Source organism: Nocardia arthritidis, assembly GCF_011801145.1.
Classification (GTDB): Bacteria; Actinomycetota; Actinomycetes; order Mycobacteriales; family Mycobacteriaceae; genus Nocardia; species Nocardia arthritidis_A.
Window position 1 is genome coordinate 5,687,511 of the sequence record NZ_CP046172.1, and the last position, 26,499, is coordinate 5,714,009.

The window sequence follows — 26,499 nt, forward strand, 5'->3', positions numbered from 1 at the left end:
TCAACGCACTGAGGCCGGGGTGCACCGGTATGCGGTAACCGCGCCCTTGCCGAGCAGCCGCCCGCAGTGGTGCCGGATCCAGCCGACCCGTTCGTCATCGGATTCGGTGACCAGCACCAACCCGATATCGCCCGCCGCCACCCGGTCGGCGATCTGATCGACGGTCGGTGCGGGAGCGGTACCGGTGAACCCGCCGATGGACGGGATCTGTTTACCGGAGACCAGAATGAACGGCGCGGCCACCACCGAGGTGTAGGTGGTGACCGGATACCGGGAGCTGTACGAATTACCAACGAACGCAAGTAGTTCCGTCGCCTGATGCACTGCATCCCTGGAGTACCGCTGGGTGACGACGGTCGCCGCCAGCGGTTCGAACGGGGTATCGACGGGCCCGAAGCGATCGGCCGTCACAGCGACAGATGCCGCCGCGGGCGCGGCCAGCGCACCGATGAGCAGCGCGATCAGCCATCGGCCGCCGAGTAGCCCCAGCGCGACGCACAGCAGCGCGAAACAGACTATCCCCCACCGCACTTCACGAGGCGCGGGCGCGAGTAACAACCAACCATAGCCGACAGTGGCGATCACCGCCGCGATCCCAGCCCAACGCACCGCGGGCCGAGCCGCCAGCTCCCGGAATCCCACCGCCCCCATACCGATCAGCGCCGCGATCGAAGGGGTAAGCGACGCAAGGTAATACGGCGATACCGTACCGATGGCCTGGAATACCACCAGATGCACCAGCAGCGAGCCGCCCCACAGCACAAGCGCCGCCGTCTGCGGCTGTGTCCGCCGCCCTCGGGACCGAAAGGCCAAGCCCACCAGGCAGATCAGCGCGAGCGGCACCAGCCAGCCGATAGCCCGCCCGCCCCCGCCCGCGAAAATATGCTCCATCCGCTGATCCGGACCGAATACCAGGATGTTCCGGTACCCGACCCCGCTGTCACCGACCGCGATATTTCCCGCACCGACACCGAACGAATCGTTCGCCCGGTTCGCCGCATTGAACAGAAAGACCTGCTCGAAGAGCGAATTATGCTGGCTCCCATCGACATACGGCCGCGAGCCGACCGGTATCGCCGAAACCACCGCCATCCACAGCAGCGACACCGCGACGGCGCTACCGGCGAACCAGGCGGTGCCGGTGATCCGCTGCCGCAGTTCGGCTTTCGGTGCGGTGCACAGCACGGCCGCCACGACGGCGGGTACCACCAGCCACGCCTGCACCATCTTCGCGTTGAAGGCCAGGCCGACGAGGATCCCGGCATATCCGAGATTGCGCAGGCGACCCGTGGTGAGCGCAACGGCGACCCGGTCGAATGCCAGCACCAGCAGCAGGATCAGCAGCGAATCCGGGACGTTGCCGCGGTTCAGCGCGACCGTCGCGGGTGTCACCGCCAGTACGAGCGCCGCGATCAGACCCGCGGCCGGGCCCGAAATCCGTTGCACGGCGCGGAAAAGCACCAGCACGGTGAGCACGCCCTCCACCACCTGCGGCAGGATGTAGGCCCAGTCGTGCGGGCCGAACACCCGCACCGAGAGCGCCTGCACCCAGAACGCGGCGGGAAGTTTGTCGATGCTGATCGTGGCATCCGGGTCGAAGGCGGCGAAGAAGAAGTTGTGCCAGCTCATGGACATCGACCGCGCGGCGGCGGCATAGAACATGACCGGCGGCTGGGTCCGGATGCCCCAGGCATAGCTCGTCGCGGCCAAGGCCGCGATCAGCAGCAGCGCGGGGCGCACCCAGCGTGCACCGTCGCGCCGCGGCAATGATGTTCGGTCGGTTTGGGTTTCGGGATATGCGATGGTTGTCGCGGTCATCAACTCCGGCCAATCTTGGTGTGCCGCAATCGGAATCGAAATGCGGCCAGAAGCGCGCCGACCAAGCCGACGCCGAGCAGAACCAGGCAGGGCGTCACGACGGCGCCGAAGCCCTCGCCGCGCAGGATGACATCCTGATAGCCCTTCAAAGCCCAGTACTGCGGTGTGTACGGCGAGAGCGCCCGCGCCCATCCGGGCAGGGTGGCCCTCGGTGTGATGGTGCCCGCCAGTCCGCCGAGGGCGAGCGACCCGAGCTGCGCCATGATCGACAGCTGATCGATGGTGCGGCACAGCGAAACAAGCGCGATGCCGAACCCCCAGGTCGCGACGGCGAGGGCGGCGGTGAGCACCGCGATCGGTCCGATCGACCCCTTGCTGTGCAGATCGAACACCCGGAAGGCGACCACCCACAGGATGGTCAGCTGCACCGCCGAGAAAAGCAGTGTGGGCAAGGACTTTCCGACGATGATCTCGGCCGCGCGCACCGGCGCCGCACGCAGCCGGTCCCAGGTACCCCACTCGTGTTCGCGGAAGAACGAGGCGCCGAGCAGTGTGGTGATGAAAAAGGCGAACAGCACGATGGTGCCCGGTCCGGACTGTTCGGCGCCGTTGGCGTTGAAGTAGCCCGAGAAGCGCAGCTGCGCCTTGTTCGCCGGGGTCAGGAAGGCCATCATGCCGATGGGCAGCACGGTGATGACCATCAGCTGGGCCGGATCGTTGCGGATGCGCCGCAGATCCGCCCAGGACAGCGCGCGCACCCTGGCGAGCGCGGAATCATGCAGCAACATGTTCGGTTCCTTCTGTGACAACGGTTTTCGCCGGACCCGCCGCCGCGGCCATGATGGCCGTGTACGCGTTCTCCAGGTCCGGGTGGTGCACCTCGGCCGAGAGCAGCCGCTCGGTGTCGCCGTTGAGGACGGTGAACAGGTGCGCCAGCAGCTGACCGGGCGTTCCGGTCGGAATGGTCAGCCGGGTTCCGCCGGCGGCCGCGCCGTCGATTTGCCGGAAGCTGTTCAGGCAGTTCGGTATCGCATCCGAGAATTCCAGGCTGACAGCGGCTTTCGCGTATTTTTCGACCAGCTCGGTGACGCTGCCCTGCGCCAGGATCCGGCCCTGGTGCAATATCACCACCCGCGCGTCGAGCGCCTCCAGTTCCGGCAGGTAGTGCGTCGCGTAGACCACCGCCGCGCCGCGGTCGGCCAGGCTGCGCACCTCGGCGAGCAGATCGCGGCGGGCGTTGACGTCGGCGCCGACGGTCGGCTCGTCCAGCCACAGCACCTCGGGCTCGTGCAGCAGCGCCATCGCGGTGTGCAGCCTGCGCTGCTGACCACCCGAGAGGTGTTCGGCCTTGATATCGAGAAATGCGTTCACGCCGAGACTTTCGGCCACCGCCGCGACGCGTGGGCCGAGATCCGCACGCCCGACGCCCATCAACCGTCCGAAGAAGATCAGGTTCTCCCGCGCGGTGAGCGTCGGGTAGACGCCGAGTTCCTGTGGCGCCAAACCCAATTTGCGCCGCGCCTGCCGGGGCCGCTCGCGCACGTCGATGCCCGAGATCCGCACCGTGCCCCCATCCGCCGGGGTCAGTCCGGCGACGATCGATGCCGTTGTGGTCTTGCCCGCGCCGTTGGGCCCGAGCAGTCCCAGCACCTCGCCGGGGGCCACCTCGATATCTATGCCGCCGAGCACCTTTCGCTCACCATACGACTTGACGAGCCCGCAGATCTCCAGCATCTCGCACCTCCTCAGCGACCGACGGCCAGGGCTGGGTATCCGGCCCGATTATCGAAACTTCTCCCGTGCCCGCGTCTTCCGATCGGAACGCGGTGACGATCTCGGCGGCGACCGGCGCGATCGGATGACTGGCGGCCCGCCCGCCCGGCGTATTCGTCAGGTCGGTCCACAGCCGGGGCGGACGCGCCACCACCACATTCCAGTGATGGTGGTGCGCAAGGTATTTCGCCAGGCCCTCCAGCGCGGCCTTGGCCGCGACGTAATGCGGCCACCAGCGCGGCGGTTCGACGACGGCCTCGGACGACACCAGCACCACCGTCGCGCCGGGCCGCAGCCGAGGAGCGCACACCGACAGCGGCCCGAAGACCAATCTGGTGCTCGCGGCCATGAATTGGGCCGCGGGCTCGATGGCGTCGGGCGCCAGCGAGAGGTTCGGGATGGCGGGTGCAGCCAGCAGTACGACACCGTCGAGCGGGGTGTCCGGCAGCGCGGTCTGCAGCGCCCAGCCGTCGCTCACGTCGGCGAGCACCGGCACCAGCCGACCCGTATACCGGCTCGCCGCCTCCATCAGCGGATGCGAGACGCGGGTGCAGCTCACCAGAACTCGCGCGCCCTGGCTCGCCAGCCCGATCGAGACCGCCGCGCCGAGCCCCCGGCTGCCGCCGACCACGAGAATGGTCCGCCCGGCCAGGTCCTGCGACGGCGGCAGCACCGCCGCCAGCTCGGCCGGGTCCGGTCCCGGAACCGGTTCGCGGATAAGGCTTTCCACGGTGATGTCGGCGGCGGCGCCGCGCGTGCTGCGCGCCCGCACGGTCACCAGTCCGGAGCCTCGGTCGGCCTCCGGTTCCTGTGTCTCGAATTTTATTGCGCCGCAGCCCGATCCGCGTAGCCGCATGGTCAACGCGACGAGCAGCGCGTCCCGACCCGGCGTGCACATCCCGGTCCAGTAGCTGGCCCAGCCGAGCACCGTCGCCAGATGTTCGGGTATCCAGCCGCCGATCACCCTGGCCACCAGTCCGGACACCTGCCGGTAATCGATGGCGTACGAACCACGTTCGCGGCCGGGTCCACCCGATGGGCTGATCAGGTGGCCCAGTCCGAGCACCCGCGGCTCGGTGCGCAGCTCCGCGCCGACGGCGGCCGGACCGCACCACGGCAGCGCTGCGCCGAGCACGCACCGGATATCGACGACCTCGATATCGCCGAACCGCACCCGGCCGCGCGCCCGCCCGTCCGAGACCGTCCAGTCGATCTCGTAGCGGCGGCCCGGCAGCGTCGGCTGCCGGAAGATCACCCGGATCTCGTGCACCGTACGCGGATCCAGCAATTCGGCGAGCGCGCCGAGTGCGAGCGTCACCACCAGCGCGCCGTGCGCGACCGGCCTGCCGTAGGGCGAGCGCCTGCCGAATTCGCCGTCGACGTGCAGCGGGTTGCGATCGCCCACCGCGCTGGCATACGCGGCGATATCGTTGTCGACGAGCCGGAAAACCCTTGTGGTCATGACACATCCGCCTCCCGCGCGGCGGATATGGCGGCGGCCACCTCGGCGAGCGATACCTCGGAGGTGAGCAGGTTCCCTGGCAACTCGACGCCGAAATGTCGCTCCACCGCGTACACCAGCCGCACCTGGGCCAGCGAATCCCAGACGTCCATATCGCCGCGCACGGTGTCGATTCCGTGTACGGCCGGATCGCCGACCACATCGGCGAACAGGGTGAGCAGATCCTCGATCACGCGTTCAGTGCTCATGTTGTAGCTGCGCCTCTCGTATATGGGGACTCGCGGGCACGGGGCCGCCGGTGAGGTCGTATCCGAATACCGACACCTCGGGCGTTCGCCGTTCGGTGTCGAAACCCAGCCGGGGGTACAGATCGGCGACGAGCGCGTTGCGCACGGTCGGCACGTAGCGGCCGGTCAGCTGCCGCGCTCCCCGCTCTATCGCCCAATGCGACACGGCGGCAAGCAGATTCGACTCGGCTGTGCGCCCGATGACCCGGCAGCTCAACAGCAGCGTGTCGATCTCGACGCCGTCGCCGATATGTTCGGCGAGCAGCACCCCGACGATGCCGTGGTCGGCGAAGCGGTCGCGCAGCCGCAGCGTCGCGGTGAACCATCGCTCGTCCGTGCGCAATTGGCCCACCTCGGCCTGGGTGTGCCTGCGGGTGGTCAGGTTGAACTGGTTGGTCTTCGCGATCAGCTGTGCGGCGCGGTCCAGGGTGCGGGCATCGATCGGTTCGATCACCGCGGTCATCTCCAGACCGTCCAGGAATTCGTCGAGGGAATTGCCGACCGACAGCTCCTCCGCGGCGGCCAGCGCCTGGTAGGAGCGTTGCCGAGCGAAATCCTCCGCCGAGAGCGTGCCCGGCTGCAACCACGGCACCGCGGCCAGCGCGGCCGGGAATTTCGACGGCGCGACCGGCAGGCAGATGGCACGCACCTGCGGATGCGCCGCCACCACCTGCTCACATTCGGCCCGGTTGTCGTCGACGAAGACCATACTGGCCAGACCGAGTCGCAGCTTGTTCGAAATCTCCTTCAGCTGTTCGGATTTCGGCCGCCAGTCGGCGACTACGCAGGCGAAGTCCGACGGGCGCAACACCATTCCCGGCGTCTCGGCGAGCGCCTCCAGCGCGAGCTCGCGATCGTTCTTGCTGGCCACCGCGAGCAGCACACCGCGCTCGGTGAGCCCGCGCAGGTATCGCTGGAAGTCGGCGAACGCCTCACCTTCCGCGCCGACGCCGACGCGGACACCGGTGATGCCGTCGTCGCCGAGCACGCCGCCCCACAGCGTCCCGTCCAGATCGACGACCACGCACCGGGCCGACAGCCCGCGATCGGCGGCGATCGTGTCCGCGATCGCGGTGGCCAGCCATGGCAGGCTGTCGGCCGCGAACGGTTGGCGCATCGCGTACCAACCGCGCCCATCCTCCCAGTTGCGCAGCCCGACCTGGGCGGCGAGCTGTTCGACATCGACGAAAAGCACACGGCCCGCGGCATATTCGGCCAGCTGCCGGTTCACCTCACGCACCAGCGCGGAACGCGACCGCGGGGTGCGCAGCGCCGCGCCCCGATACGGGTCGAGCACCGGCGGCGCGAAACCCAGCTGCACCACCCGCACGCCGAGCCTGGCCGCGGCCTCCCACAGACCGACCCAGCGGCGCACACTGTCCTCCACGGTATCGACGAGATCGTGGTGACTGCCCGCGAGCACCACGTAATCGCCCTCGCGCAAATCGTTTTCGCCGTCGAACAGCACCTGTTCCAGCTGGCCGAAGGGGAAGGTGCGCAGCTGCGCGGACAATCCGGCGCGGGCCGCCGCCAGCGGCAGCAGATCGGCCAGGAATTCCGCGGCGAAGGTGGCCAGCAGCGCGATCCGCACCGGTGGCCGCCCGGCCGCGTCCGGATCCGGTTGCCGCTCGAAGGCTTTCGCGCGTTCGGCCCAGGCCGGATAGCCCGCGTCGGCGCGTAGCTCAGTGGCCAAGCGGGAGTGCATGATGTCCCATCTCCTCCGGTCGGTCGGCGAACGCCTGATGCCTTCCCTCGAATTCGGCCAGGGCCGTGAGTGTTTCGACGATGCGGCCGGTATCGACCGTGCCGCCCGACGCGGCCCGCATGCGCGCGTGCAATAGCAGCGGCGGCAGTTTGCGCCATTCGTCGGTGGCCCGCTGCCAGTGCTCGCGACCCGCCGCGTCCAGCACCGCGTCGTCGATACCCGCCGCCCAGACCAGCAGTTCGCGCTGGCGCAGCGCCTGCCACAGATCGTCCACCTGCGCGAAATCCGCCGTGGTGCGGGCGAATCGGAAGCGGGCGGCCAGCGCGGTGAGCGCATCGGGGCCGACGAGGCGATCCGGGTCCGGCGCGGGCGCGACGGTATCCGGGACCGCCTCCAGCCAGCGGTAGCGGCACTCCGAGTAGATCTCCGCCGTGCCCGCGGCGGACTGCTCCCGCAGCCGCGAAACGGTATCCGCCCGTTCGATGCTCACCGCCCACTCACGCAGGTCGGCGGGGGTCGGCACGGGTACCCGGGTACCGAGTTGCGGCCCCAATTCGGTTGTCATGCTCAGCGGGTCGTCCAGTACCAGGATCTGCCCGTTGTCCACCACCGAAAGCCAGTGCGGCGCATGCCATTTGCCGTGCGCTCGCTGCCACGGCAGATGGTGGATGTCGGCGAGCAGCACGGCGGCGCCGTAGCTGTCCACCTGCTCGCTGATCGCCGGGTAGGCGATATCCCAGTCGTCCGAGCCCGCGATTCGGAAGCCGAGCGCGGGCAGCGGCGGCACCGCGTGATGCTCGAACAGCAGCAGGTCCTCCTCGGCCGGGCGCACCGCGAGCACCGGGCCGTCCACGAGCAGCGGCCGCCACCAACGGGTTTCGCCGCTCGCGACCAGGGCGCTGGCCAGCGCCGCGGTGAAGCAGGTGAGTTTGTCGCCGTGTTCGGCGGGACTCGTACCGTTCATCGCGCCCTCGCATTCCGCAACGTGCCGTCGAGGTAGGCGGTGCGCGACGCGGACCGCTGGATCTTGCCGCTGGAGGTGCGCGGAATGGCGCCGGGTGCGAGCAGCACCACCTCGTGCACGCTCACCGCGTGCGTGTCGAAGATGGCCTGCCGCACCGAATCACGCAGTTGCGCCGCCGCGTCCTCGGCGGATTTGCCGCGCTGGGTTTCCACCAGCACCACCACCTTCTCCTGCGCGTCCTGTTCGATCGAGAAGATCGAGCAGCGTCCGGGCAGCACCTGCGGATGCGCCTGCTCGGCCGTGGTTTCCAGATCCGGCGGGTACAGGTTGCGGCCGTCGACGATGATCAGATCCTTCAGCCTGCTCGTCGGATACAGCTCGCCGTCGTGCAGGAAACCGAGATCGCCGGTGCGCATATAGCGTTTGCCATCGGGCGGCGTGAGCTCGGCGTGGAAGGTCTGCGCCGTTTCCGCGGGCCGATTGAAATACCCTGCGGCGACAGCGGGTCCGTGCACCCACACCTCGCCGATCCGGTCCTCCGGCAAACGCTCGTGGGTGGCCGGATCGACGATCAGCATGTCGGTATCGGGCACGACCGATCCGGCGCCGACCACCTCCACACCGCTGACGGCCTCGGTGGCAATGCCTTTCGCGAGCGCGTCCCGGTCGACGGTGCGGATGCGGATCCCGGATTCGGTGCGCCAGTTCGCCGAGACGATCAACGTCGCCTCGGCCAGCCCGTATCCGGCGATCACCGTCGAGGCGGGCAGACCGTTTCCGGCGAACATCTCCTGGAATCGGCGAATCGTGCTCGCGCGCACCGGTTCCGCTCCACACAGGCCGAATCGCCAGCGACTCAGGTCGACGCCGTCGAGCTGATCCGGCTTGATCCGCTGCGTGCACAGCTCGTAGGCCATATTCGGCGCCGCCGACATGGTCTGCTCGGGGCGGCCGCCGATAGCGCGCAGCCACCGTTCCGGCCTGCGCAGGAACGACATCGGCGACATCTGCAGCACCGGATCGCCGCCGACGGCGGGCAGCGTCACCCCGACCATCAGGCCCATATCGTGGAACAGCGGCAGCCAGCTGACGAAGGTGAGCGGCTCGTCCGCCGAAATGCCGACGCTGTCGAACATTTCATAGATCTGCCTGCCGTTGGCCAGCAGCCCGCGGTGCGGCACCATCACCCCCGCGGGCGTGCGGGTGGAGCCGGAGGTGTACTGCAGCAGGGCGATATCGTCCGCGCCGAGTTCGGGCCGGGCCCACGAGTCGGCGAATCCGGGATCGACCTCGGCGATATTCAGCACCAGCCGGGTGATCTCGGCGGGCGCGTCGTCCAGCCACGCGGTGACCGTCGGCAGGTCGGCGTCGGCGGTGATCAGGCAGATCGGGTCGGAGTCGAGACATACCGCGTCGAGCCGATCATTGCTCTGGTGCGCGCTCGGCGGAAAGAGCGGCACGGCAACGACTCCGGCGTACAGGCAGCCGAAGAACGCGGTGACGTACTCCAGTCCGGGCGGCAGCAGCAGCACCGCCCGATCCCCCGGCCGGGCGAGCTGGCTCAGCGTCACGGCGAACGCCCGTGCGGCACGGTCGGTTTCGGCGAAGGTCAGCGAATCGACCTGTCCGTGCATATCGCGCGAATCCGGATAGCTCACGAAGCTGTACGCCTCGCCGCCCGGATTCCGCTCGCAGCGCTCGCGCAGCGCGTCGACCAGGGTTGTCATGCCTCGACCTCCTGTCGGGCCGGCTCCGCGAGAAACCCGATCTTGCGGAAGTAACTCAGGTAGCGTTCGAACAGCTCTCGCGACACGGGCGGGCACGCCACATCGAGCCGGGCCAGCGCCGGATCGGGCGCGAATCGCAGTGCGGGCGCGAGGCCGTCGTGCCCGCCGAGCAGGCTCAGCACCCGGTGCGCGGCCGAATCCGGTGCGGTGGCGGCGTATTCGGTGATCGCCGCGCGCCATTCCGGAATATCGGCGGTGCGCAGCTCCCAGCCCGCACCGCGCAGCCACTCGACCGCCTCGGCGAACGCACCCGGCGCGTGGTTGCGGATGTGGTAGATGTTTGCGCCCGGCCCGGTTTCGCGGGCCAGCTCCACCATGGCGGCGGCGGCGAAATCGGCCGGGGCCAGATCGACGACGAAGTCGACGTCCGGCGCCAGCCCGGCCTCCTGGCTCGCCTTCACAAGCAGCCAGAAGAAATCGCTGGTCTGGCAGGCGCCGGTGACGCTGTCCCCGGCGATCCGGCCGAGCCGGAAGACGTTCACCGGCAGCCCGCGCTCCCCTGCCGCGCACACCAGGCGTTCGGCCACCCACTTCGTCTGCAGATAGCCGAGCGCCAGCCGGGACGGATCGCGGGCGAGCGCGGGCGCGCCGATCTCGCCCGCCGCCGCGTCGCCGGGGCCGAGCACGTACAGCGAGGACACGAAATGCAGTGGGGTGCCCGCGATCCGGGCCAGCGCGATGATCTCCTGCGTACCCGCGACATTGGCCGCGGCCAGCGAATCGTATGGCAGCGCGAAGTTCACCTGCGCGCCGTTGTGGTAGATACCGTCCACGCGACGGCCGAGCAGCAGGAATTCCTTCTCGGACAGGCCGAATCGCGGTGCGCCGAGCTCGCCGAGCACCGGGATGACCCGGTCCAGGCCGTCGGTGGGCAGTTCGTATGCCTCGAAGGCCGCGACAAGCCGCGCCAGCGCCGCGTCCGCGGTCTGCGCGCGCACCAGGCAGTGCACCCGGGAATCGGTGCGCCGCAACAGCTCACGCAGCAGGAACGCGCCGACGAAGCCGGTCGCGCCGGTGAGCAGCACCTCGCCCGTCCGTGGCCGGGCGGCCGGGATCGGGACGTCCGGCCAGGCCGCGATTCCGGCGCGCACCTGCGCCGCCAGATCGATGGCGGCGGCCTCCTCCGCTGTTCCGGACAGCAGCGCGACCACGCCGGCGACGGTCGGCCGCGCGAACACCGATCCGAGCGGAATATCCTCGGCGAACGTCTCTTTCAGCCGCAGGATCAACTGGGCCGCCAACAATGAATGCCCGCCCAGATCGAAGAAGTTGTCCGTGCGCCCGACCCGGGGCACGCCGAGCACCTGTGCGAAGACACCGGCCACCCGCTGCTCCAGCGGGGTGCGCGGCGGTTCGTACTCCAGCGTCGTGCGCCGCACCGTGGGCGCGGGCAGCGCGCGCCGGTCCAGTTTTCCGTTGGGGGTCAACGGGAAACCGTCGAGAACGACGACGGCCGACGGCACCATGTGCTGGGGCAGTCGCCGGGCCAGCCGGGCCCGCACCGCGACCGCCAGATCGGCACGCGCCTTGACCCGCAACGGATCCGAGACCACCGGCTCGTGCAGCCAGTCCGTATCCCGCCGCGGGATCGCCACCGGTCCGCTGTCGGCACGCGCGGCGACGACGTCGTAGCGGCCACCGGGACGGCGCAGCGCCTCCACCCGATACGGCAGCCGATCGGCCAGCCGCAGATAGTCTTCCGGATTCCGGCCGCCGGATTCGGCCAGCACGGCGCGGATCCGGGCGGCGTTGATCCGGCCGCGGCCGAATTCCTCGACCAGCGCGACGGGTCCGGCCACCCGGCCGTCCGTCACGTCCGGAACGATCACCGCCGCCGGGGCCTCCCGCTCCAGCAGTTCGGCGAGCAGCTCCGGGCTGGTGCCCGCGTTCAGCGCCTGCGGCCGCACCGGCAACCGCCCGAGGTCGGCGTGCAGCACCGCGTCGTAGCGGAAACGCGACATCTCGTTGAGGTGCACACCGCGCTTGAGCCGGATCCGGCAGCAGGCGAACCGGCTGTGTGCCGCGGCGAAATCGTGGAAGTACTTGGGCGACAACACCAATTCCGCGTCATTCTCGACACCGGCCTTGGTCGCGGCCGCCAATTCGGCGGAGTGCGCGTTCGGGGCGGCGGCCGCCGCCACCGAGGCGTGGAAGGCCGCGTTCAGCGTCAGGTCCCGCACATCGCCGACATACAGCACGCCGCCGGGCGCGAGCAGGTCGGCCGCGGATTCCAGTACGCGGGTGAGATATTCGGCGCTCGGGAAGTACTGCACCACCGAATTGATCAGCACCAGGTCGTAATGAGCGCCCAGGTCGGGCAGTTCGTCCGCGGCGCACTGGAACAGACGGACGTGGCCGAGCCCATCGGGTTCGACGATCTTCGTCCGCACCTGTTCGACCGCCGATGCGGACAGATCGGTGGCGTCGTAGTGCTCCGCGTCCGGGGCCAGCCGGGAGAGCAGCAGGCCGGTGCCGCAGCCGATTTCGAGGATCCGGCGGGGCGCGCGGGCGTCCGGCGGCGCGAAGCCGCGCACGGCGGCCACGGTCGCCTCCACCCATTCCCGCATATGTTCTTCCGGGATCTCGGCGTTGGTGTAGGAGCTGTTCCAGCCGGTGATGTTGAAATCGGCGGCCAGTTCGGCGCGTTCCTGTCCGTAGGTGCTGTCGAAGACGGCGGCCCAGTCGGCGACCTGATCTGCCTCCGGCGCGGCCTCCGACGCCGCGTCGGGCGTGAGATACGCGGTGAGCGCGACATTGCCGCCCTCGGTGCGGGCGATCACCACCGCCTCGCCGACACCCGGCTGCGCCGCGATGGCGGCCTCGATCTCGCCGAGTTCGATCCGGAAACCGCGCACCTTCACCTGCTGATCGATCCGGCCCAGGTATTCGAGTTCGCCGTCGGCGCGGCGACGGGCGAGATCACCGGTCCGGTACACCCGCCGACCGTCCAATACCGGGCTGGGCAGGAATCTTTCGGCCGTCAGCTCGTCGCGGCCGAGATAGCCGCGGCCGACACCGGCGCCGCACACGTACATTTCGCCCGCGACACCGTCGGGCACCGGATTGCCGGCCGAATCCAGCAGCAGCACACCGAGATCCGGCAGCTGCGCGCCGATCACGCTGCCGACGCCCTCGGCCACCTCCGCTCGGGTGAGCTCGCGATAGGTGACGTGCACCGTGGTTTCGGTGATGCCGTACATATTCACCAGCCGGGCGCGGTCGCCGTAGCGGTCGAACCATGGCCGCAGGGTCGCCGGGTCCAGCGCCTCGCCGCCGAAGATCACCCACCGGATCGCCGGATCCGCCGCACCGTCCAACGTCCGCAGCAGCTGGACGAAGGCCGATGGCGTCTGGTTCAGCACGGTGACCCGCTCGCGGATCAGCAGTTCGGCGAATTGTTCGGTGGCGCGACCGATTTCGCCGGGCACCACGACCAGCTTGCCGCCGTGCAGCAGCGCACCCCACAGCTCCCAGACCGAGAAGTCGAAGGAGTAGGAGTGGAACATCGTCCACACGTCGTCCGGGCCGAAGTCGAACAGATCCGCGGTGGTCGAGAACAGCCGCACCACGTTGGCATGCTCGATGACAACGCCTTTCGGCACGCCGGTCGAGCCGGAGGTGTAGATGACGTATGCGGCGTCCGAGGGCCGAGGCAGCGAAAATTCCTGCGGTGCGACGGCTTCGTCGATTTCGTCGATCGACAGGAGCCGCGGCCCCTCCAGCGCCGAGGAGCCGTCGGTGAGGATCAGCCGGGCTCCGGAGTCGGCGATCATGAACTCGACCCGCTCCGCCGGATACATCGGATCCAGCGGCACATATGCCGCGCCGACGCGAAGCACCGCGAGTATCGCGATCACGACATCGGCCGACCGATCGAGGTGGATGCCGACGAAATCCCCGCGCGTGACACCGTTTTCGGCCAGCACTCCGGCGAGCCGGGCCGCCGCGGCGTCGAGTTCGGCGTAGCTGAAGTCCCGGTCGCGATCCGTGAGGGCGATCGCATCGGGCGTCCGCGCCACCTGCGCCGCGAAGAGTTCGGGCAACGTCGCGGCCGGTTCCGCCGCCTCCGCGACCGGCAGCGCGGCCGCGACGGCCCGCTCCCGTTCCTCGGGCGCGAGGATGTCGAGTTGCGGCAGCGGTGTATCCGGCTCAGCCACCACGGCGGCGAGCAGCGCCTGGAAATGCCGGGCGATCCCGGTGACCGTCGACTCGTCGTAGAGGTCGACGTCGTATTCGATGCCGCCGACGAGTTCGTCGTCCACCGCCCGCAGCGTCACCAGCACGTCGAATTTCGTTGTCCCCGAATGCACGTCCAGGAATTCCGCGCGCACACCCGGCACCCGCAGCTCCGGCATTCCGGTGTTCTGCAGGACGAGCGCGGTGCGGAACAGCGGCGAGTGGCTCAGCTCGCGATCCGGCCGCACCTGCTCGACCACCAGGTCGAACGGCACCTCCTGGTGATCGAAAGCCGCCGATACCACCCGCAATTCGCGGGCGAGCAGCTCGCGGAAGGTCGGCGCGCCGGACAGATCGGTGCGCAGCGCGAGCGCGTTGACGAAGAATCCGATCAACGATTCCACCTCGGGCACGGTGCGATTCGCGATCGCGGTGCCGACGGTGATGTCCTCGGCGCCGGTGTAATACCGCAGCAGCGCCTTGAATCCGGCCAGCAGCGCGACGAACAGCGTCGCGGGCCGGTCGTCCGCCCGCACCGATCCGGCCAGCCGCACCAGATCACGGTGCAGCTCCGCCGGAATCGTGAACGGCACTCGGGCGCCGCGGTTCTCCGGTTCGGCGGCCCGGGGGCGGTCGGGATGGAAGGTCACCAGCGGCGGTTCGTCGCCGAGCACGCCGCGCCAGTACTCCAGCTCGCCCGCGAAGCGGTCGCGCTGTTCGCGTTCGCGCAGCCAGGTGGTGAAATCGCCGTACTGCACCGGCAATTCGCGCACCCTCGGGGGCCGGTCGTCGACGTAGTCGGCATATGCCGACATCAGCTCGGTGGCGAAGACGCCGAGCGACCAGCCGTCGGAGATGATGTGGTGCATGGCCACCGCGAAGTAGGCGTCGTGCTCGTCGAGGCGCACCAGCAGCGTCGCGAACAGCGGGCCGGACAGCTCGAAGACCGTGCGGCCGAATGCCTCCACCCGGGCCAGCGCATCCGCCGCCGGCCGCTCCGGATCCAGCTCGGACGGCTCGACCACCGTGAGCGGCACCGGTCCTGCCGGGTTTATCACCTGAACCGGCACGCCGTCACGCAGTTCGATGCCGGTGCGCAGCGCCTCCTGACCGCCCGCGACCAGCGTCAGCGCGCACCGGAACGCGTTGAGGTCGAGCCTGCCCTTCAGCCGCAGCGCCAGCGGCATGGTGTAGGTGGCGCGGTTCGGAAACAGCTGTTCCAGGAACCAGATCCGCTGCTGCGCCGCCGAGAGATCGGCGACCGAGCGGTCCGGGCGCTGCGGGATGGTGGGCCGGGCGATCATCCCGGTCGCCCAGCGCCGCAATAGTTCTCGGCGGGAGGCCCGCGCGTCCACGTGCTCAACCATTGTCGTTCCGTTCCTCCGCGGGCTCGGCGAGCAGCAGCTCGACCTCGCCGTCGGACATTGCTTCCAGCCGCTGCATCAGGTGATCGCCGATGCGCTCGGTCATCGCGGCGATGGTCGGCTTGGCGAACAGCTCGCCGAGCGGCAGTTCCAGCGGGAACACGGCCCGCAACCGGGTCGCGACCTGCACGGCGAGCAGCGAATCACCGCCCGCCTCGAAGAAATTCGCGTGCTCGTCGATGTCGTTGACGCCCAACGCGGTGCGCCACACCTCGGCGACGCCGCTCCGGATCGATTCCGTCAGTTCGTCTTCCGGCGGGAAGTCGTCGAATGCCTCGGCCGCCTCGACAATCGGCTCCGGGACCGGTTCGGCGGATATCGGGCGCGGCGCGTCCGGCGGCTCGATCCAGTGCCGCTGCCGCGCGAACGGATAGGTCGGCAGGCTGACGAATCCGGCGCGCGGGCGGCCGTGTACGGCAGCGAAATCGACGTCTACCCCGCTGACCCACAGCCGTCCGGCCGCCACCACCACCGCCTCGCCGGTACCCGTGCCGCTGGCGACGGTCGTCGCCGATCGATCGGCGGTGCGCAGGAACGAGATCAGCGTCCGTCCCGGACCCACCTCGAGTCCGACGGTGGCCGACTGTCGCGCGCCGAGCGCCTCGGCGGCGGCGCGGAACCGCACCGGACCGGTCATCTGCGCGGCCCAATAGCCGGGATCGGTGGCCTGTTCGGCGGTGATCGGCGCTCCGGTGTGATTGGACCAGAACGGTATCCGCGGCGCCTGCCGGGGTACGGACGCGACGAGTTCGGCGAAGCGCGCCGCCGCATCCCGCAGATACGGGGTGTGGAAGGCGTGCCGCACCGGAAGCAGGGCCGTCGCGGCATTCTCCGCCGCCAGCTCGCCCGCCAGCCGCTGCACCGCCTCGGGCGATCCGGCGACGACGCACCTGGTGGCCGAGTTGTCCGCGGCCAACCAGACGCCTTCCGGCAGTCGGTCTTCGATATCGGCCGCGCCGAGCGACACCGTCAGCATCGCGCCGTCCTGGCTGGCCGCCATGAGCCTGCCGCGCGCCACCACCAGCCGCAGTGCGTCCGGTAGCGCGAAAACACCGGCGACCGTCGCGCAGACCAGTTCGCCCAGGCTGTGACCGAGCAATTCCTTTGGTGCGACACCGAATTCGCGCCACATGTGGGCCAGGGCGTATTCCACCGCGAACAGCGCGACCTGATCCCGCGCCGGATCGCCGCCGTCACCGATCGCCCGCGCCAGATCGAAATCCGATTCCGCGCGCAGCAATTCGGCGCATTCGCGTAGACCCGCGCCGAATGCGGGCACCGCGGTGGCCAGTTCGTTCCAGCCTGCCCCGAGCGTGATGCCCTGTCCGGGGAACAACCACACCAGTTCCGGCGCGGGCTGTGCCTGCCCCGCGATCGGTTCGGTCAATGCCTGCGCGGCCGCGGCGACCGTCGCGCCGACGGCGACCCGCCGGTGTGTGAAGCGGCGCCGGCCATAGGCCAAAGTGTCCGCGATAGACGACAATTCCTGCTTCGTATCGCGGAGGTGGGTGGCCAGGTCGGCGGCGAGCCGGTCCGCCTCGGCGGCGGTGCGGGCGGAGACGAGCAACGCCTGCGGTCCGGTCGCGTCGGCCGAATTCGCCCGCGCGGGCGGCCGTTCCAGGATCACGTGCGCATTGGTGCCGCCGATCCCGAAGGCGCTCACCGCCGCGCGACGCCGCTCGTCGGGCCACTCCCGCAGTTCGGTATTGACGAAGAACGGGCTGTTCGCGAAGTCGATCTCCGGGTTCGGTCGGGTGAAATGCAGGCTGGCCGGGATCTTTCCGTCCCGCACGGCCAGCACCGCCTTGATGAACCCGGCCACGCCCGCCGCCGAATTGAGGTGTCCGACATTGGTTTTCACCGAGCCGATGGCGCAGAACTGCCGGGCCTCGGTGTGCTCGCGGTAGGCCGAGGTGAGCGCGGCGATCTCGATCGGGTCGCCGAGCCGGGTGCCGGTGCCGTGCGCCTCGACGTAGCCGATGCTCTCCGCCGCGATACCCGCGACATCGAGCGCCTCCCGGATCACGTTGCGCTGCCCGGTGATCCCCGGCGCGGTATAGCCGACCTTGCGGCCGCCGTCGTTGTTCACCGCCGAACCGATGATCACCGCGTGGATGTTGTTCCCGTCGGCGAGCGCGTCGTCGAGTCGTTTCAGCACCACCGCACCGGCGCCGGAACCGAATACCGTCCCGGCAGCCGCCGCGTCGAACGCGCGGCAGTGCCCGTCCGGGGACAGGATCGAGCCTTCCTCGTAGACGTATCCCGTCTCGTGCGGCACCTGCACGCTGGCCCCGCCCGCCAGGGCGAGATCGCAGTGGAAGTCGAGCAGTGCCTGTACCGCCTGATGGATGGCGACCAGCGAGGTCGAGCAGGCGGTCTGCACCGCGACGCTCGGCCCGGTCAGGTCCAGCTTGTAGGACACCTTGCTGGCCAGGTAATCCGAGGCGTTCCCGTGCAGCACGGGCAGCTGCGTGCTCGGCGTCTCGAACAGCCCGCCGTGCCCGATGAGGTTGTTCAGCAGGTAGGTGCTGACGCCGGCGCCCGCGAAAACGCCTACGGGGGACGGATTTTCGCCGGGCACGAAGCCCGCGTCCTCGAAAGCCTCCCAGGCGCAACGCAGGAACAGCCGGTGCTGCGGATCGGTCAGCTGCGCCTCGCGCGGGCTCATCCCGAAGAAATCGGCGTCGAAGCGGTCGACATCGGACAGCGTCGCGCCGACGTGCACGTAACCGGCGGGCGTTCGGGCCGGACGGGTCTCGGCGGCCAAGGGCCGCAACGACTCCCGGCCCGCGCACAGGTTCCGCCAGTACTCCTCGACGGTATCCGCCTCCGGGAAGTGGCAGGCCATGCCGACCACGGCGATCCGGAATGCGTGTTCGTCCGTCATGGCCTGCTCCCTTCACGATCGGCCCGGCCGCGCGGACGGCGGTCGGCGGTGCGCCGGGCCATGGCGGCGCGGCGCTCGCGGCCGCGGTCGGATTCCGCGGCGGGCGCGAGCCGCCCGGACAGCAGCCGCGCGAGATCGTCGACGGTCGGCGCGGCGAACAGATCGGTCAGCGCCAGTTCGACATTCAGCCGCCGCTCCAGCAGCCCACGCACCCTGGCCAAGGCCAGTGAATGCCCGCCGAGGTCGAAGAAGTTCTGCCCGAGTCCCACCTCACGGCCGAGCACCTGACCCCAGATCTCGGCCACCGCCTTTTCCAATTCGGTGCCCGGCGGCGACCATACGGGCGGTTCGGGCGGCGCGATCGGCGGCAGCGCGGACCGGTCGAGTTTGCCGGTCATCCCGCGCGGCAGGGTGTCGAGCACCAGATAGGCCGAGGGAATCATGTAGTCCGGCAACCGGGTTCGCAGATATGCCGACAGCTCGCGCGGATCGGGGGTGAGCGGTCCGTCCTGGGTCAGGTACGCGACCAGACGCGGTTCCGCCGCCGCGGTGTCCAGTACGACGGCCGCCTCACCCACCGTGGGATGCGACCGCAGGAAGGTCTCGGCCTCACCGGGTTCCACTCGGTGACCGCGAATCTTGACCTGCCGGTCCTTGCGTCCGGCGAATACCAGTTCGCCGTCGGGCAGCCGCCGCGCGAGATCGCCGGTGCGGTAGTACCGCACACCGTCCGAACCTATGCCGAACGCCGCCTCGGTCAGCTCCGGACGCCGCCAGTAGCCGAGCGCGACATGTTCGCCGCGCAGCGCGATCTCACCGTAAACCTCGGTGGGACGGCCGTTCTCGTCCACCAGCTCGACGCCGACACCGGCCACCGGATGACCGATCGGCACGCCGTCGCGCTCCGCGTCCGCCGCCGTGATCAGATGTTGCAGCGCGACAGAGCATTCGGACGGCCCGTAGAGGCTCACCAATCGGCATTCGGCCGGGAAGTGCCGCGCGAAATCGCGAACGTCGCCGCGCACCACCTCCTCGCCGCCGAAGGCGACCAGGCGCAGCGTCGCGGGCAGCCAAGGTTCGTCGATATCGCTCAGCAGGTAACGGAACAGTGTTGGCGTGCAGTGCAATACCGTGATGCCGGCGGCCTCGATCGCGGCGCGCAGTCCGGCCGGATCGTGGTCGTGCGGATCGAGTACGTGCAGCCGCGCACCCGCGACGGCCGCGCCGAACGAGTGCAACGCACCGGCGTCGAAGGTGTAGCGGGAGCTGCCCGCGACCACGTCGTCCGGGCCGAGCCGCAGCCGCCGCGCATACCGGACGGCGTGGAACAGCGCGTTGTCCCGGCTCTGCGCAACGCCTTTCGGGCGGCCGGTGGATCCGGAGGTGTGCAGGATGTAGGCGATCTCGGCGTCCTCGGGCACCACCGCCGAATCCGTTGCCGCGGTGGGCACCGCCGCGATCACCGCGATCGAATCACCGGCCACCGCGGCGGCGAGCTCCGCCAGCGCCGGATCACACAGCAGCGCGGCAACTTTCGCCTCATCGATGATCTCCCGCAACCGCGCCAGCGGCGCCCGCGGGTCGAGCGGCACATACGTCAGCCCAGCCCGCAGGACCGCCCAGACCGCGACGAAACTGTCCGGCGTGTGGTCGAACAGCAGCGCGACTCGCGCGCCGGGCGCGACCGCGTTCACCAGCGCCGCAGCCATATTCGCACTGCGTGCGCCGAGTTCGGCATAGGTGATGGCGTTCTCGCCCGCGCTCAGCGCGACGGCGCCGGGCCGTTCGGCGATGTGCCGCGCCAGCCGGTCGGTGAGCCGATCGTCCGATCCGCGTTCGGGCACCGACGGCGTGCCGGGCAGCGGCCAATCCGGTATCACCGCAACAGGATTCGGCTCCTCGAGAGCAACCTCGCCGACCAACAGACCGGGCTGGGCGACCACCCGTGCCAGCGCCTCGGCGTAGTGCCGCAGCAGACGGTCGGCGGTCGCCGCGTCGTAGATATCGGTGCTGTATTCGAGCTCCAGCCGGGCCGCGGCGCCGGTCTCGTCGACGGTGAGGTCCAGGTCCATCCTGGCCGTACTGCGCGGGGCGTCGACGAATTCCACGTCGAGCCCGGCCATATCGTAGGTGGGCGGCGGGGTGTTCAGATAGTTGAACATGATCTGCGCCAACGGTGTCCGGCTCGGATCCCGGTCGGGCACCAGCGCCTCGATCACCTTCTCGAACGGCGCGTCCTGGTTGGCGTGCGCCGCCAGCACCACCTGACCCACCTCGGCGATCAGGTCCCGGCAGCTGCGCTCGGGATCCACCCGGCCGCGCAGCGCCAGCGTATTGAGGAAGCAGCCGACGAGCGGTTCGGTCGCGGCCCTGGTGCGCCCGGCGATCGGCGCGGCGACGATCAGATCCCGTTGCCGGGTATAGCGATTCAGTACCAGGTAGAAGGTGGCGAGCAGCACCGCGAAACCGGTGACGCCGAGTTCGGCCGCCAGCGCGCGCACCTGGGCCTGCACCGCGGGGTCGATGGTGCGTCGCGCCACCGCGCCCCGGCCGCTGCGGCGCGGCGGACGCGGCCGGTCACCGGGCAGCTCGGTCACCGGCGGGTCGGCGAGCTCGGTGCGCCAGTAGTCCAGCTGGTTTTCCAGCCGACCGGCGATATCCCGCTGCCACACCGCGTAATCCGGGTATTGCACCGGCAGCGGCGGCAATTCGAGTTCGCCGCCCGTCGTCGCCGCCCGGTAGACCGCCGCGACCTCTTGGCTCAGCACCGCCAATGACCAACCGTCGCAGGCGATGTGGTGCAGCGCGATGAGCAGCAGGTGCGCGCCGGGGCCGGTGGTCAGCAGGTGATACCGCCATACCGGGCCCTCGGCGAGATCGAACGGCGCGGCGTAGACCGCGGCGGTGAGGTCGGTCTGGATGCGCGCGGCCCGCTCGGCGGGCAGCCCGCCGATATCGGTGTGCGGCAACGGACGTGGCGTCGCGGGCCGCACCAGCTGGCGCAGCTCGCCGTCCTCGGTGGTGCGATATACGGTGCGCAGCACCTCGTGCCGCTTCTCCACCCTGGACAGCGCCAGCTCCAGCGCGTCGATATCGACCGCGCCCCGCAGCCGCAGCCCGCCCGGCATGATGTGGGTGCTGTTGCCCGGATCCAGCGCCTCGAGGAACCACAGCCGCTCCTGGGCGTAGGACACCGGAAGCAGATCGCCGTCGGCACGGGCCGCCGGACGCAGCGCGGGCAGCGAATTCTCCTGCGCGGGAGCCGATTCCAGCAGCAACGCGGCCTGGGCGACCGTCGGGTGCTCGAACAGCTCGCGCAGCGAGACGGTGACGGCGAATTCGTCGAGCAGCTGGGCCAGCACTCTCGTCGCGCCCAGCGAGGTGCCGCCGAGCAGGAAGAAATCGTCGTGCCTGCCGACCTCGGGCAGGTCGAGCGCCTGCGCGAACAGCGCCGCGAGGCGCTGCTCCAGCGGTCCGACGGGCGCCTCCGAGCCACCCGCCTGCGTACCGAGCCCGTCCTGACGCTCCGGTTCCTCCGGAATCGGTTGTGCGGCACGATTGTTCGATCGGTCGAAACCCCAGGTCGCCAGCCTGTTGTCGCCGACGGACAGCTCGGCGACTCGCCGCCCGACCAGCCAGCCCGTCGCGAAATCGTCGGCCGCCGTGCGCTCGTCGAGCTCGACCACCCTGGTATCCGCGATCGCACCCCGGGTGCGCACCTGACCGGTCGGGCCCACGAGCAGGCAGACGATTCCGCCGTCGGCACAACGCTTTACCAGCTCCGCCACGTCGGCACGGCTGTCCCGCACCACCAGCAGGTCGACCTGGTCGTCCGGCAACTCGGCGGTGGACCCGCCGGTCACCCGGGCAGGTACCGAGCCGCGAGCCAACGCGGCCGCGATGCCCGCGGCGACAGTGCCGTCCGGCGATTCGAGCACATGAATGGACAGGTACCGGCGCGGCAGTTCGGCCGTCAGCTCGGTGATCGCCGCGGTCGGATCCCATGCCGCGGCGCGTGCCACGGTCAGCACGTCGCGCACCAGTCCGATGGCGACCGGCTCGTCCAATACCGCGGTGTTGTAGGTGAGTTCGCAGGCGAAGCCGCTTCCGGTTTCGGCCAGGTGGAATACCAGGTCGTACAGCGTCGCCCCGGTCTCGATGGGCTGCCAGTCCAATGCGAGCCCGTCGCCGGTCGGGGCGGGCCGGTCCAGCCGCTGCTGCACGAACAGCACCTGGAACACCGGGCTGAACGCGGGATCCCAAGGCCCGCCGATGGTCTCGACAACCCGCTCGAACGGGATGGTCTCGTCGGCGTACGCGGCCAGCGCGGTATCCCTGGTGCGGTGCAGCAGGTCGCGGAAGGACCGCGCCGCGGCGAGGTCCGACCGGATCGGCACGGTGTTGACGAAATGCCCGATGGTGTCGGCGAGTTCGGTGTACGGCCGCCCCGCCATCGGAATGCCGACGCAGAACTCGTCCTGCCCGGTGTGCGCGGCGAGCACCAGTTCGTAGCAGGCCAGCAGGAAGACGAACGGCGGAACCTCGTTGGCGGCGGCGCACTTTCGCACCGATTCGGCGAGATCGTGCGGGAAGTCCGTACGCACCCGCGCACCGTCGTTGCGCACCCGCCGCGGCCGGGGCCGGGTCGCCACATCCAGTGCGGGCACACCGTCGACGAGCGCGGCGCGCCGCCGCACGGAGGCCGAAGATGGTGTGGCACTGGGGTTCTCGGCCAGCCAAGTGGCGTAGTCCGCATATTGGCGGCGCGGCGCGAGCTCGGGTTCGACACCGGCCCGGCGCGCGTCGTACGCCGACCACAGCCGGTCGATCAACAGTCCGATCGAGATTCCGTCCAGCACCAGGTGATGGGCGACGATGCCGAGCACCCATTCCTGCCCGCCGACCCGGAGCAGCGTCCACCGCACCGGCGGACCGACCGCGAGATCGAAAGGCGCGCACGCGAATTCGGACAGTTGCTCGGCAACGGCGCTATCCCGCGCCGCCTCCGGGATCAGCCGCAGATCGTGGTCGCGCCAATCCGGATCCACGACGTCCGCCACGGTCGCGCGCAGCCCGGCCGGGGTGTCGGCGAAGACCGTCCGCAACGTGTGCTGCTGCCGAATCAGATCGGCGGCCGCGGTTTTCAGCGCCGCGACATCCAGCGGACCGGAGATCCGGATGCCGAACGGCACGTGGTAGAGCGCCGGGTTGTCGGCCAACTGTTCGTGCAGCCGGATGCCGCGCTGGGCCGCGGTGGCCGGATACGGCCCGGATCCGGTCCGTGCCGCGATGGTGGCGACCGCCGGGCCCGCGGCCCGGCGCTGGCGCAATCGGGCCAGTGCGAGTTCGCTAGCCGGTGAGTTCATCGGTGGTCTCCAATAAGGCTTGCGCTTGTTCGACCATCAGCTGCTCGAGCGTGGCCGCGACCTGGGCGACCGTCGGCTCGGTCAGCATGCGCCGCAGCGGCATATCGATCTCGAACCGCTCGCGGACGGTGCGCACAAATTGCGTTGCCAGCAGCGAATGTCCGCCGAGCCGGAAGAAGTTCTCGAAGACGCCGACCCGGTCCAGGCCGAGCATCTCGGCCCACATCTCGGCGACCACCTGCTCGTATTCGTTGCGCGGCGCCACCAGATCGGCGTCGTCGGCGAACAGCCCGGTGCGCGCGGCGCGCTCGGGAGCGGGCCCGATTTCGGTGCGTCCCTGCACAATTCGGAAGGACGACCGCTCGTACGGATACAGCGGAAGGGGCACCCGGCGCGGCGCCCTGCGGTGCAGTGCGGACCAGCGCAGCTCGTGTCCGCGCACATGCAGCTCGCCGAGCGCAGCGTGCAGCACGGCCTGGTCGTCCACATCCCTGGTGAGCGACGGCACCGCGATCCCGGCCCGATCGTGTTGGCGCAGCAGGTTCTTCAGCATCCCGCTGAGCACCGGATGCGGCCCGATCTCGATGAAGTCGGTGACGCCCGCCTCGATCATCGAGCCGATCGCCGCGGCGAAGGCCACCGGCATGGTCACCTGGTCGGCCCAGTACCCGCCGTCCAGCGCCGCGCCGTCCAGCAGCGCGCCGGTCGCCGTCGAATAGAACGGGACGGCGCTCGCCGTCGCGGTGAACGCGGGCATCGCCGCCGCGAAATCGGCCGCGCAGTCCCGCATCAGCGGCGAATGGAAGGCGTACGGCCCCGGCAGCGGCCTGGCCAGGATCTGGCGCTGCTCCAACCCGGCCAGCAGCGCGGCGATCGCGGTATCCGTACCGGAGAGCACCGTCCAGCGCGCCGCGTTCACGCCCGCGAGGTGCACGCCCTCCGGCAGCGGATCCAGCTCGGCGAGCGGGCAGTTCACCACGGCCATGCGACCGTTGCCGCGGGCGGACGCGGTCGCCTTCGCCCGCGCGGCGATGATCGCCGCCGCCGCGGGCAAGTCGAGCGCACCCGCCACGTACGCGGCGGCCACCTCGCCCATGCTGTGCCCGGCCACCGCGGCCGGTTCGATGCCGAGCGAGCGCCACAGCGCCGCGAGCGCGACCTGCAGCGCGAACAGAACGGGTTGCGCCACACCGGTATCGGTGAGCTCGTCGGCGTCGCGGCCGCGGTCCAGGATGGTGAACGGCGACCATCCGAGCAGCGGCCGCAGTTCCTTGTCCACCTCGAGCAGCGCATCACGGAAGACGGCCTGCCGCCGGATCAGCGTGCGCCCCATGCCGATCCACTGATTGCCCTGCCCGGTGAAGATGAATCCGACAGGTCCGGCCCCGCTGCGCGGTACCCGTCCAGCCGCGCAGCCGGGCGGCAGCGCGCCTGCGGTGAGCGCCGCCAGCTTGTCGGCCAATTCGGCGGGTTCGTTCGCGACCACCGCGATCCGGAACGGATGGTGAGTGCGGTGTGCCAGCGAGGTATCCGACAACTCGGCCAGATCCGTTGTGTCGTCCAGCATTTCACGCCACGATTCGGCGACCGCAAGCGCGGCGGTCTCGCTGCGACCGGACAGCGCGAACAGGTGCGGCCCACCGGACGCGACGGACGGCCGCTTCGGCTCCCGCCGCGCCACGCCCGTCGCGACGACATGTGCGTTGGTGCCGCCGAATCCGAACGAGCTCACCCCGGCCAGCGCCGGACCGTCGCCGGGCCATGGCGTCGGCGCGGTCGGCACCTCGAACGGCAGATCCGCGAAAGCGATGTGCGCGCTGGGTGATTCGAAGTTCCGGTTGCCGGGCACCTGACCGTGGTGCAGGGCGAGCACCGTCTTCACCAGCCCGGCGATGCCCGCCGCAGCCTCGAGGTGCCCGAAGATGGTCTTAACCGAACCGACCAGTGCCCGATCGGCTTCCGTGCGCCCGTCGGTGAGTACCGCGCCGAGTGCCCGCGCCTCGATGGCATCGCCCAGCGCGGTGCCGGTGCCGTGCGCCTCGATGTACTGGACCGCGCCAGGTGCGACGCCGGCCCGCTCGTAGGCGCGCCGCAGCACATCGACCTGCGCGCGGTAGTTCGGCGCGGTGAGCCCGTTGGTGCGGCCGTCCTGGTTCACCGCGCTGCCGAGCAGCACCGCGTACACCCGGTCGCCATCGCGCTCGGCGGCGGCCAGCGGCTTCAAAACGACTGCCAGGCAACCTTCGCCGCGCACATAGCCGTCCGCGCGGCGATCGAAGGTCTTGCACCGGCCGTCGGGCGCGAGCATGCCCGCCGCGGCGAGCGAATCGGTGACCCGGGGGTCGAGGGTGAGGTTCACCCCCGCCGCGACGGCGAGTTCGCAGTCGCCGTCGTGCAGGCTGCGCAGCGCCAGATGCACGGCGACCAGCGAGGACGAGCAGGCGGTGTCGACGCTCAGGCTGGGGCCGCGCAGATCGTAAAGGTAGGCAAGGCGATTCGCGGCGATGCTGCTCGCGTTGCCGGTCACCGCGTTGATATCCGCGCCGTCGGCGCCCGCCAGCTCGCGGCCGTAATCGCCCGCGCCGATACCGACGAACGTCCCGGTGGCGCTGCCCGCCAGCCGCTCGGTGGGCAGGCCCGCGTCGTCGAATGCGTCGGCGACGGTTTCCAGCAGGATGCGCTGCTGCGGATCCATCTGCGCCGCCTCGGCCGCGGAGATGCCGAAGTGGTTGGCGTCGAACGCGTACGGATCGGGCAGGAAGGAGCCGAACCCGCCGGGTCCGCCGCGCCACCGCGGCGCCGCGCCGACCAGTTCCGTTCCATCGCACAGCGCCTGCCAGAGCTGTCGCG

The 26,499-nt window shown here is 70.1% G+C and carries 12 protein-coding genes (1 of these 12 cut by a window edge); all 12 read right to left on the bottom strand.

Annotation, left to right across the window (positions count from 1 at the left end; translation table 11 throughout):
• Tightly spaced (each overlapping or abutting the next), the 12 genes in view from F5544_RS25585 to F5544_RS25640 form a layout consistent with a single transcriptional unit that may run on beyond the window.
• The gene (locus tag F5544_RS25585) at positions 1-1,818 is read right to left on the bottom strand and encodes an ArnT family glycosyltransferase (RefSeq protein WP_167475540.1); all 1,818 of its coding nucleotides are present in this window, start codon (positions 1,816-1,818) and stop codon (positions 1-3) included.
• Positions 1,818-2,606, bottom strand: a complete 789-nt coding sequence (locus F5544_RS25590; RefSeq protein ID WP_167475541.1) for an ABC transporter permease — start codon at positions 2,604-2,606, stop codon at positions 1,818-1,820. Before F5544_RS25590 ends, F5544_RS25585 begins: the two co-directional genes overlap by 1 nt.
• Positions 2,593-3,552, bottom strand: coding sequence for an ABC transporter ATP-binding protein (locus F5544_RS25595; RefSeq protein WP_167475542.1), 960 nt, complete (start codon positions 3,550-3,552; stop codon positions 2,593-2,595). The genes F5544_RS25590 and F5544_RS25595 overlap by 14 nt, the downstream gene beginning before the upstream one ends.
• Complete coding sequence (locus F5544_RS25600; protein ID WP_167475543.1) at positions 3,515-5,053, bottom strand: SDR family NAD(P)-dependent oxidoreductase; 1,539 nt, start codon at positions 5,051-5,053, stop codon at positions 3,515-3,517. The genes F5544_RS25595 and F5544_RS25600 overlap by 38 nt, the downstream gene beginning before the upstream one ends.
• Positions 5,050-5,301: an acyl carrier protein gene (locus tag F5544_RS25605; protein ID WP_167475544.1), complete on the bottom strand. Its 252-nt coding sequence runs from the start codon at positions 5,299-5,301 to the stop codon at positions 5,050-5,052. The genes F5544_RS25600 and F5544_RS25605 overlap by 4 nt, the downstream gene beginning before the upstream one ends.
• Positions 5,291-7,045 carry an HAD-IIIC family phosphatase gene (locus tag F5544_RS25610; RefSeq protein ID WP_167475545.1) on the bottom strand — a complete coding sequence of 585 codons (1,755 nt, stop codon included), beginning with the start codon at positions 7,043-7,045 and terminating at the stop codon, positions 5,291-5,293. The genes F5544_RS25605 and F5544_RS25610 overlap by 11 nt, the downstream gene beginning before the upstream one ends.
• Positions 7,023-8,009 carry a hypothetical protein gene (locus F5544_RS25615; RefSeq protein WP_167475546.1) on the bottom strand — a complete coding sequence of 329 codons (987 nt, stop codon included), beginning with the start codon at positions 8,007-8,009 and terminating at the stop codon, positions 7,023-7,025. Before F5544_RS25615 ends, F5544_RS25610 begins: the two co-directional genes overlap by 23 nt.
• Positions 8,006-9,736 carry a fatty acyl-AMP ligase gene (locus F5544_RS25620; RefSeq protein WP_167475547.1) on the bottom strand — a complete coding sequence of 577 codons (1,731 nt, stop codon included), beginning with the start codon at positions 9,734-9,736 and terminating at the stop codon, positions 8,006-8,008. Before F5544_RS25620 ends, F5544_RS25615 begins: the two co-directional genes overlap by 4 nt.
• Complete coding sequence (locus F5544_RS25625) at positions 9,733-15,339, bottom strand: non-ribosomal peptide synthetase (RefSeq protein ID WP_167475548.1); 5,607 nt, start codon at positions 15,337-15,339, stop codon at positions 9,733-9,735. Before F5544_RS25625 ends, F5544_RS25620 begins: the two co-directional genes overlap by 4 nt.
• The gene (locus F5544_RS25630) at positions 15,332-18,283 is read right to left on the bottom strand and encodes a type I polyketide synthase (protein WP_167475549.1); all 2,952 of its coding nucleotides are present in this window, start codon (positions 18,281-18,283) and stop codon (positions 15,332-15,334) included. The genes F5544_RS25625 and F5544_RS25630 overlap by 8 nt, the downstream gene beginning before the upstream one ends.
• The gene (locus F5544_RS25635) at positions 18,280-23,649 is read right to left on the bottom strand and encodes a non-ribosomal peptide synthetase (RefSeq protein ID WP_167475550.1); all 5,370 of its coding nucleotides are present in this window, start codon (positions 23,647-23,649) and stop codon (positions 18,280-18,282) included. The genes F5544_RS25630 and F5544_RS25635 overlap by 4 nt, the downstream gene beginning before the upstream one ends.
• Positions 23,633-26,499, bottom strand: partial view of a type I polyketide synthase gene (locus F5544_RS25640; RefSeq protein ID WP_167475551.1) — the 3' portion only. It continues 364 nt past the right edge of the window; 2,867 of the gene's 3,231 nt are visible here — the last part of the coding sequence; the start codon falls outside the window, past its right edge; its stop codon occupies positions 23,633-23,635. The genes F5544_RS25635 and F5544_RS25640 overlap by 17 nt, the downstream gene beginning before the upstream one ends.

What these genes read in the sequence shown, in the direction of transcription:
- F5544_RS25585 (WP_167475540.1), bottom strand. Translation starts at nt 1,818, where the DNA reads ATGACCGCGACAACCATCGCATATCCCGAAACCCAAACCGACCGAACA.
- F5544_RS25590 (WP_167475541.1), bottom strand. Translation starts at nt 2,606, where the DNA reads ATGTTGCTGCATGATTCCGCGCTCGCCAGGGTGCGCGCGCTGTCCTGG.
- F5544_RS25595 (WP_167475542.1), bottom strand. Translation starts at nt 3,552, where the DNA reads ATGCTGGAGATCTGCGGGCTCGTCAAGTCGTATGGTGAGCGAAAGGTG.
- F5544_RS25600 (WP_167475543.1), bottom strand. Translation starts at nt 5,053, where the DNA reads ATGACCACAAGGGTTTTCCGGCTCGTCGACAACGATATCGCCGCGTAT.
- F5544_RS25605 (WP_167475544.1), bottom strand. Translation starts at nt 5,301, where the DNA reads ATGAGCACTGAACGCGTGATCGAGGATCTGCTCACCCTGTTCGCCGAT.
- F5544_RS25610 (WP_167475545.1), bottom strand. Translation starts at nt 7,045, where the DNA reads ATGCACTCCCGCTTGGCCACTGAGCTACGCGCCGACGCGGGCTATCCG.
- F5544_RS25615 (WP_167475546.1), bottom strand. Translation starts at nt 8,009, where the DNA reads ATGAACGGTACGAGTCCCGCCGAACACGGCGACAAACTCACCTGCTTC.
- F5544_RS25620 (WP_167475547.1), bottom strand. Translation starts at nt 9,736, where the DNA reads ATGACAACCCTGGTCGACGCGCTGCGCGAGCGCTGCGAGCGGAATCCG.
- F5544_RS25625 (WP_167475548.1), bottom strand. Translation starts at nt 15,339, where the DNA reads ATGGTTGAGCACGTGGACGCGCGGGCCTCCCGCCGAGAACTATTGCGG.
- F5544_RS25630 (WP_167475549.1), bottom strand. Translation starts at nt 18,283, where the DNA reads ATGACGGACGAACACGCATTCCGGATCGCCGTGGTCGGCATGGCCTGC.
- F5544_RS25635 (WP_167475550.1), bottom strand. Translation starts at nt 23,649, where the DNA reads ATGAACTCACCGGCTAGCGAACTCGCACTGGCCCGATTGCGCCAGCGC.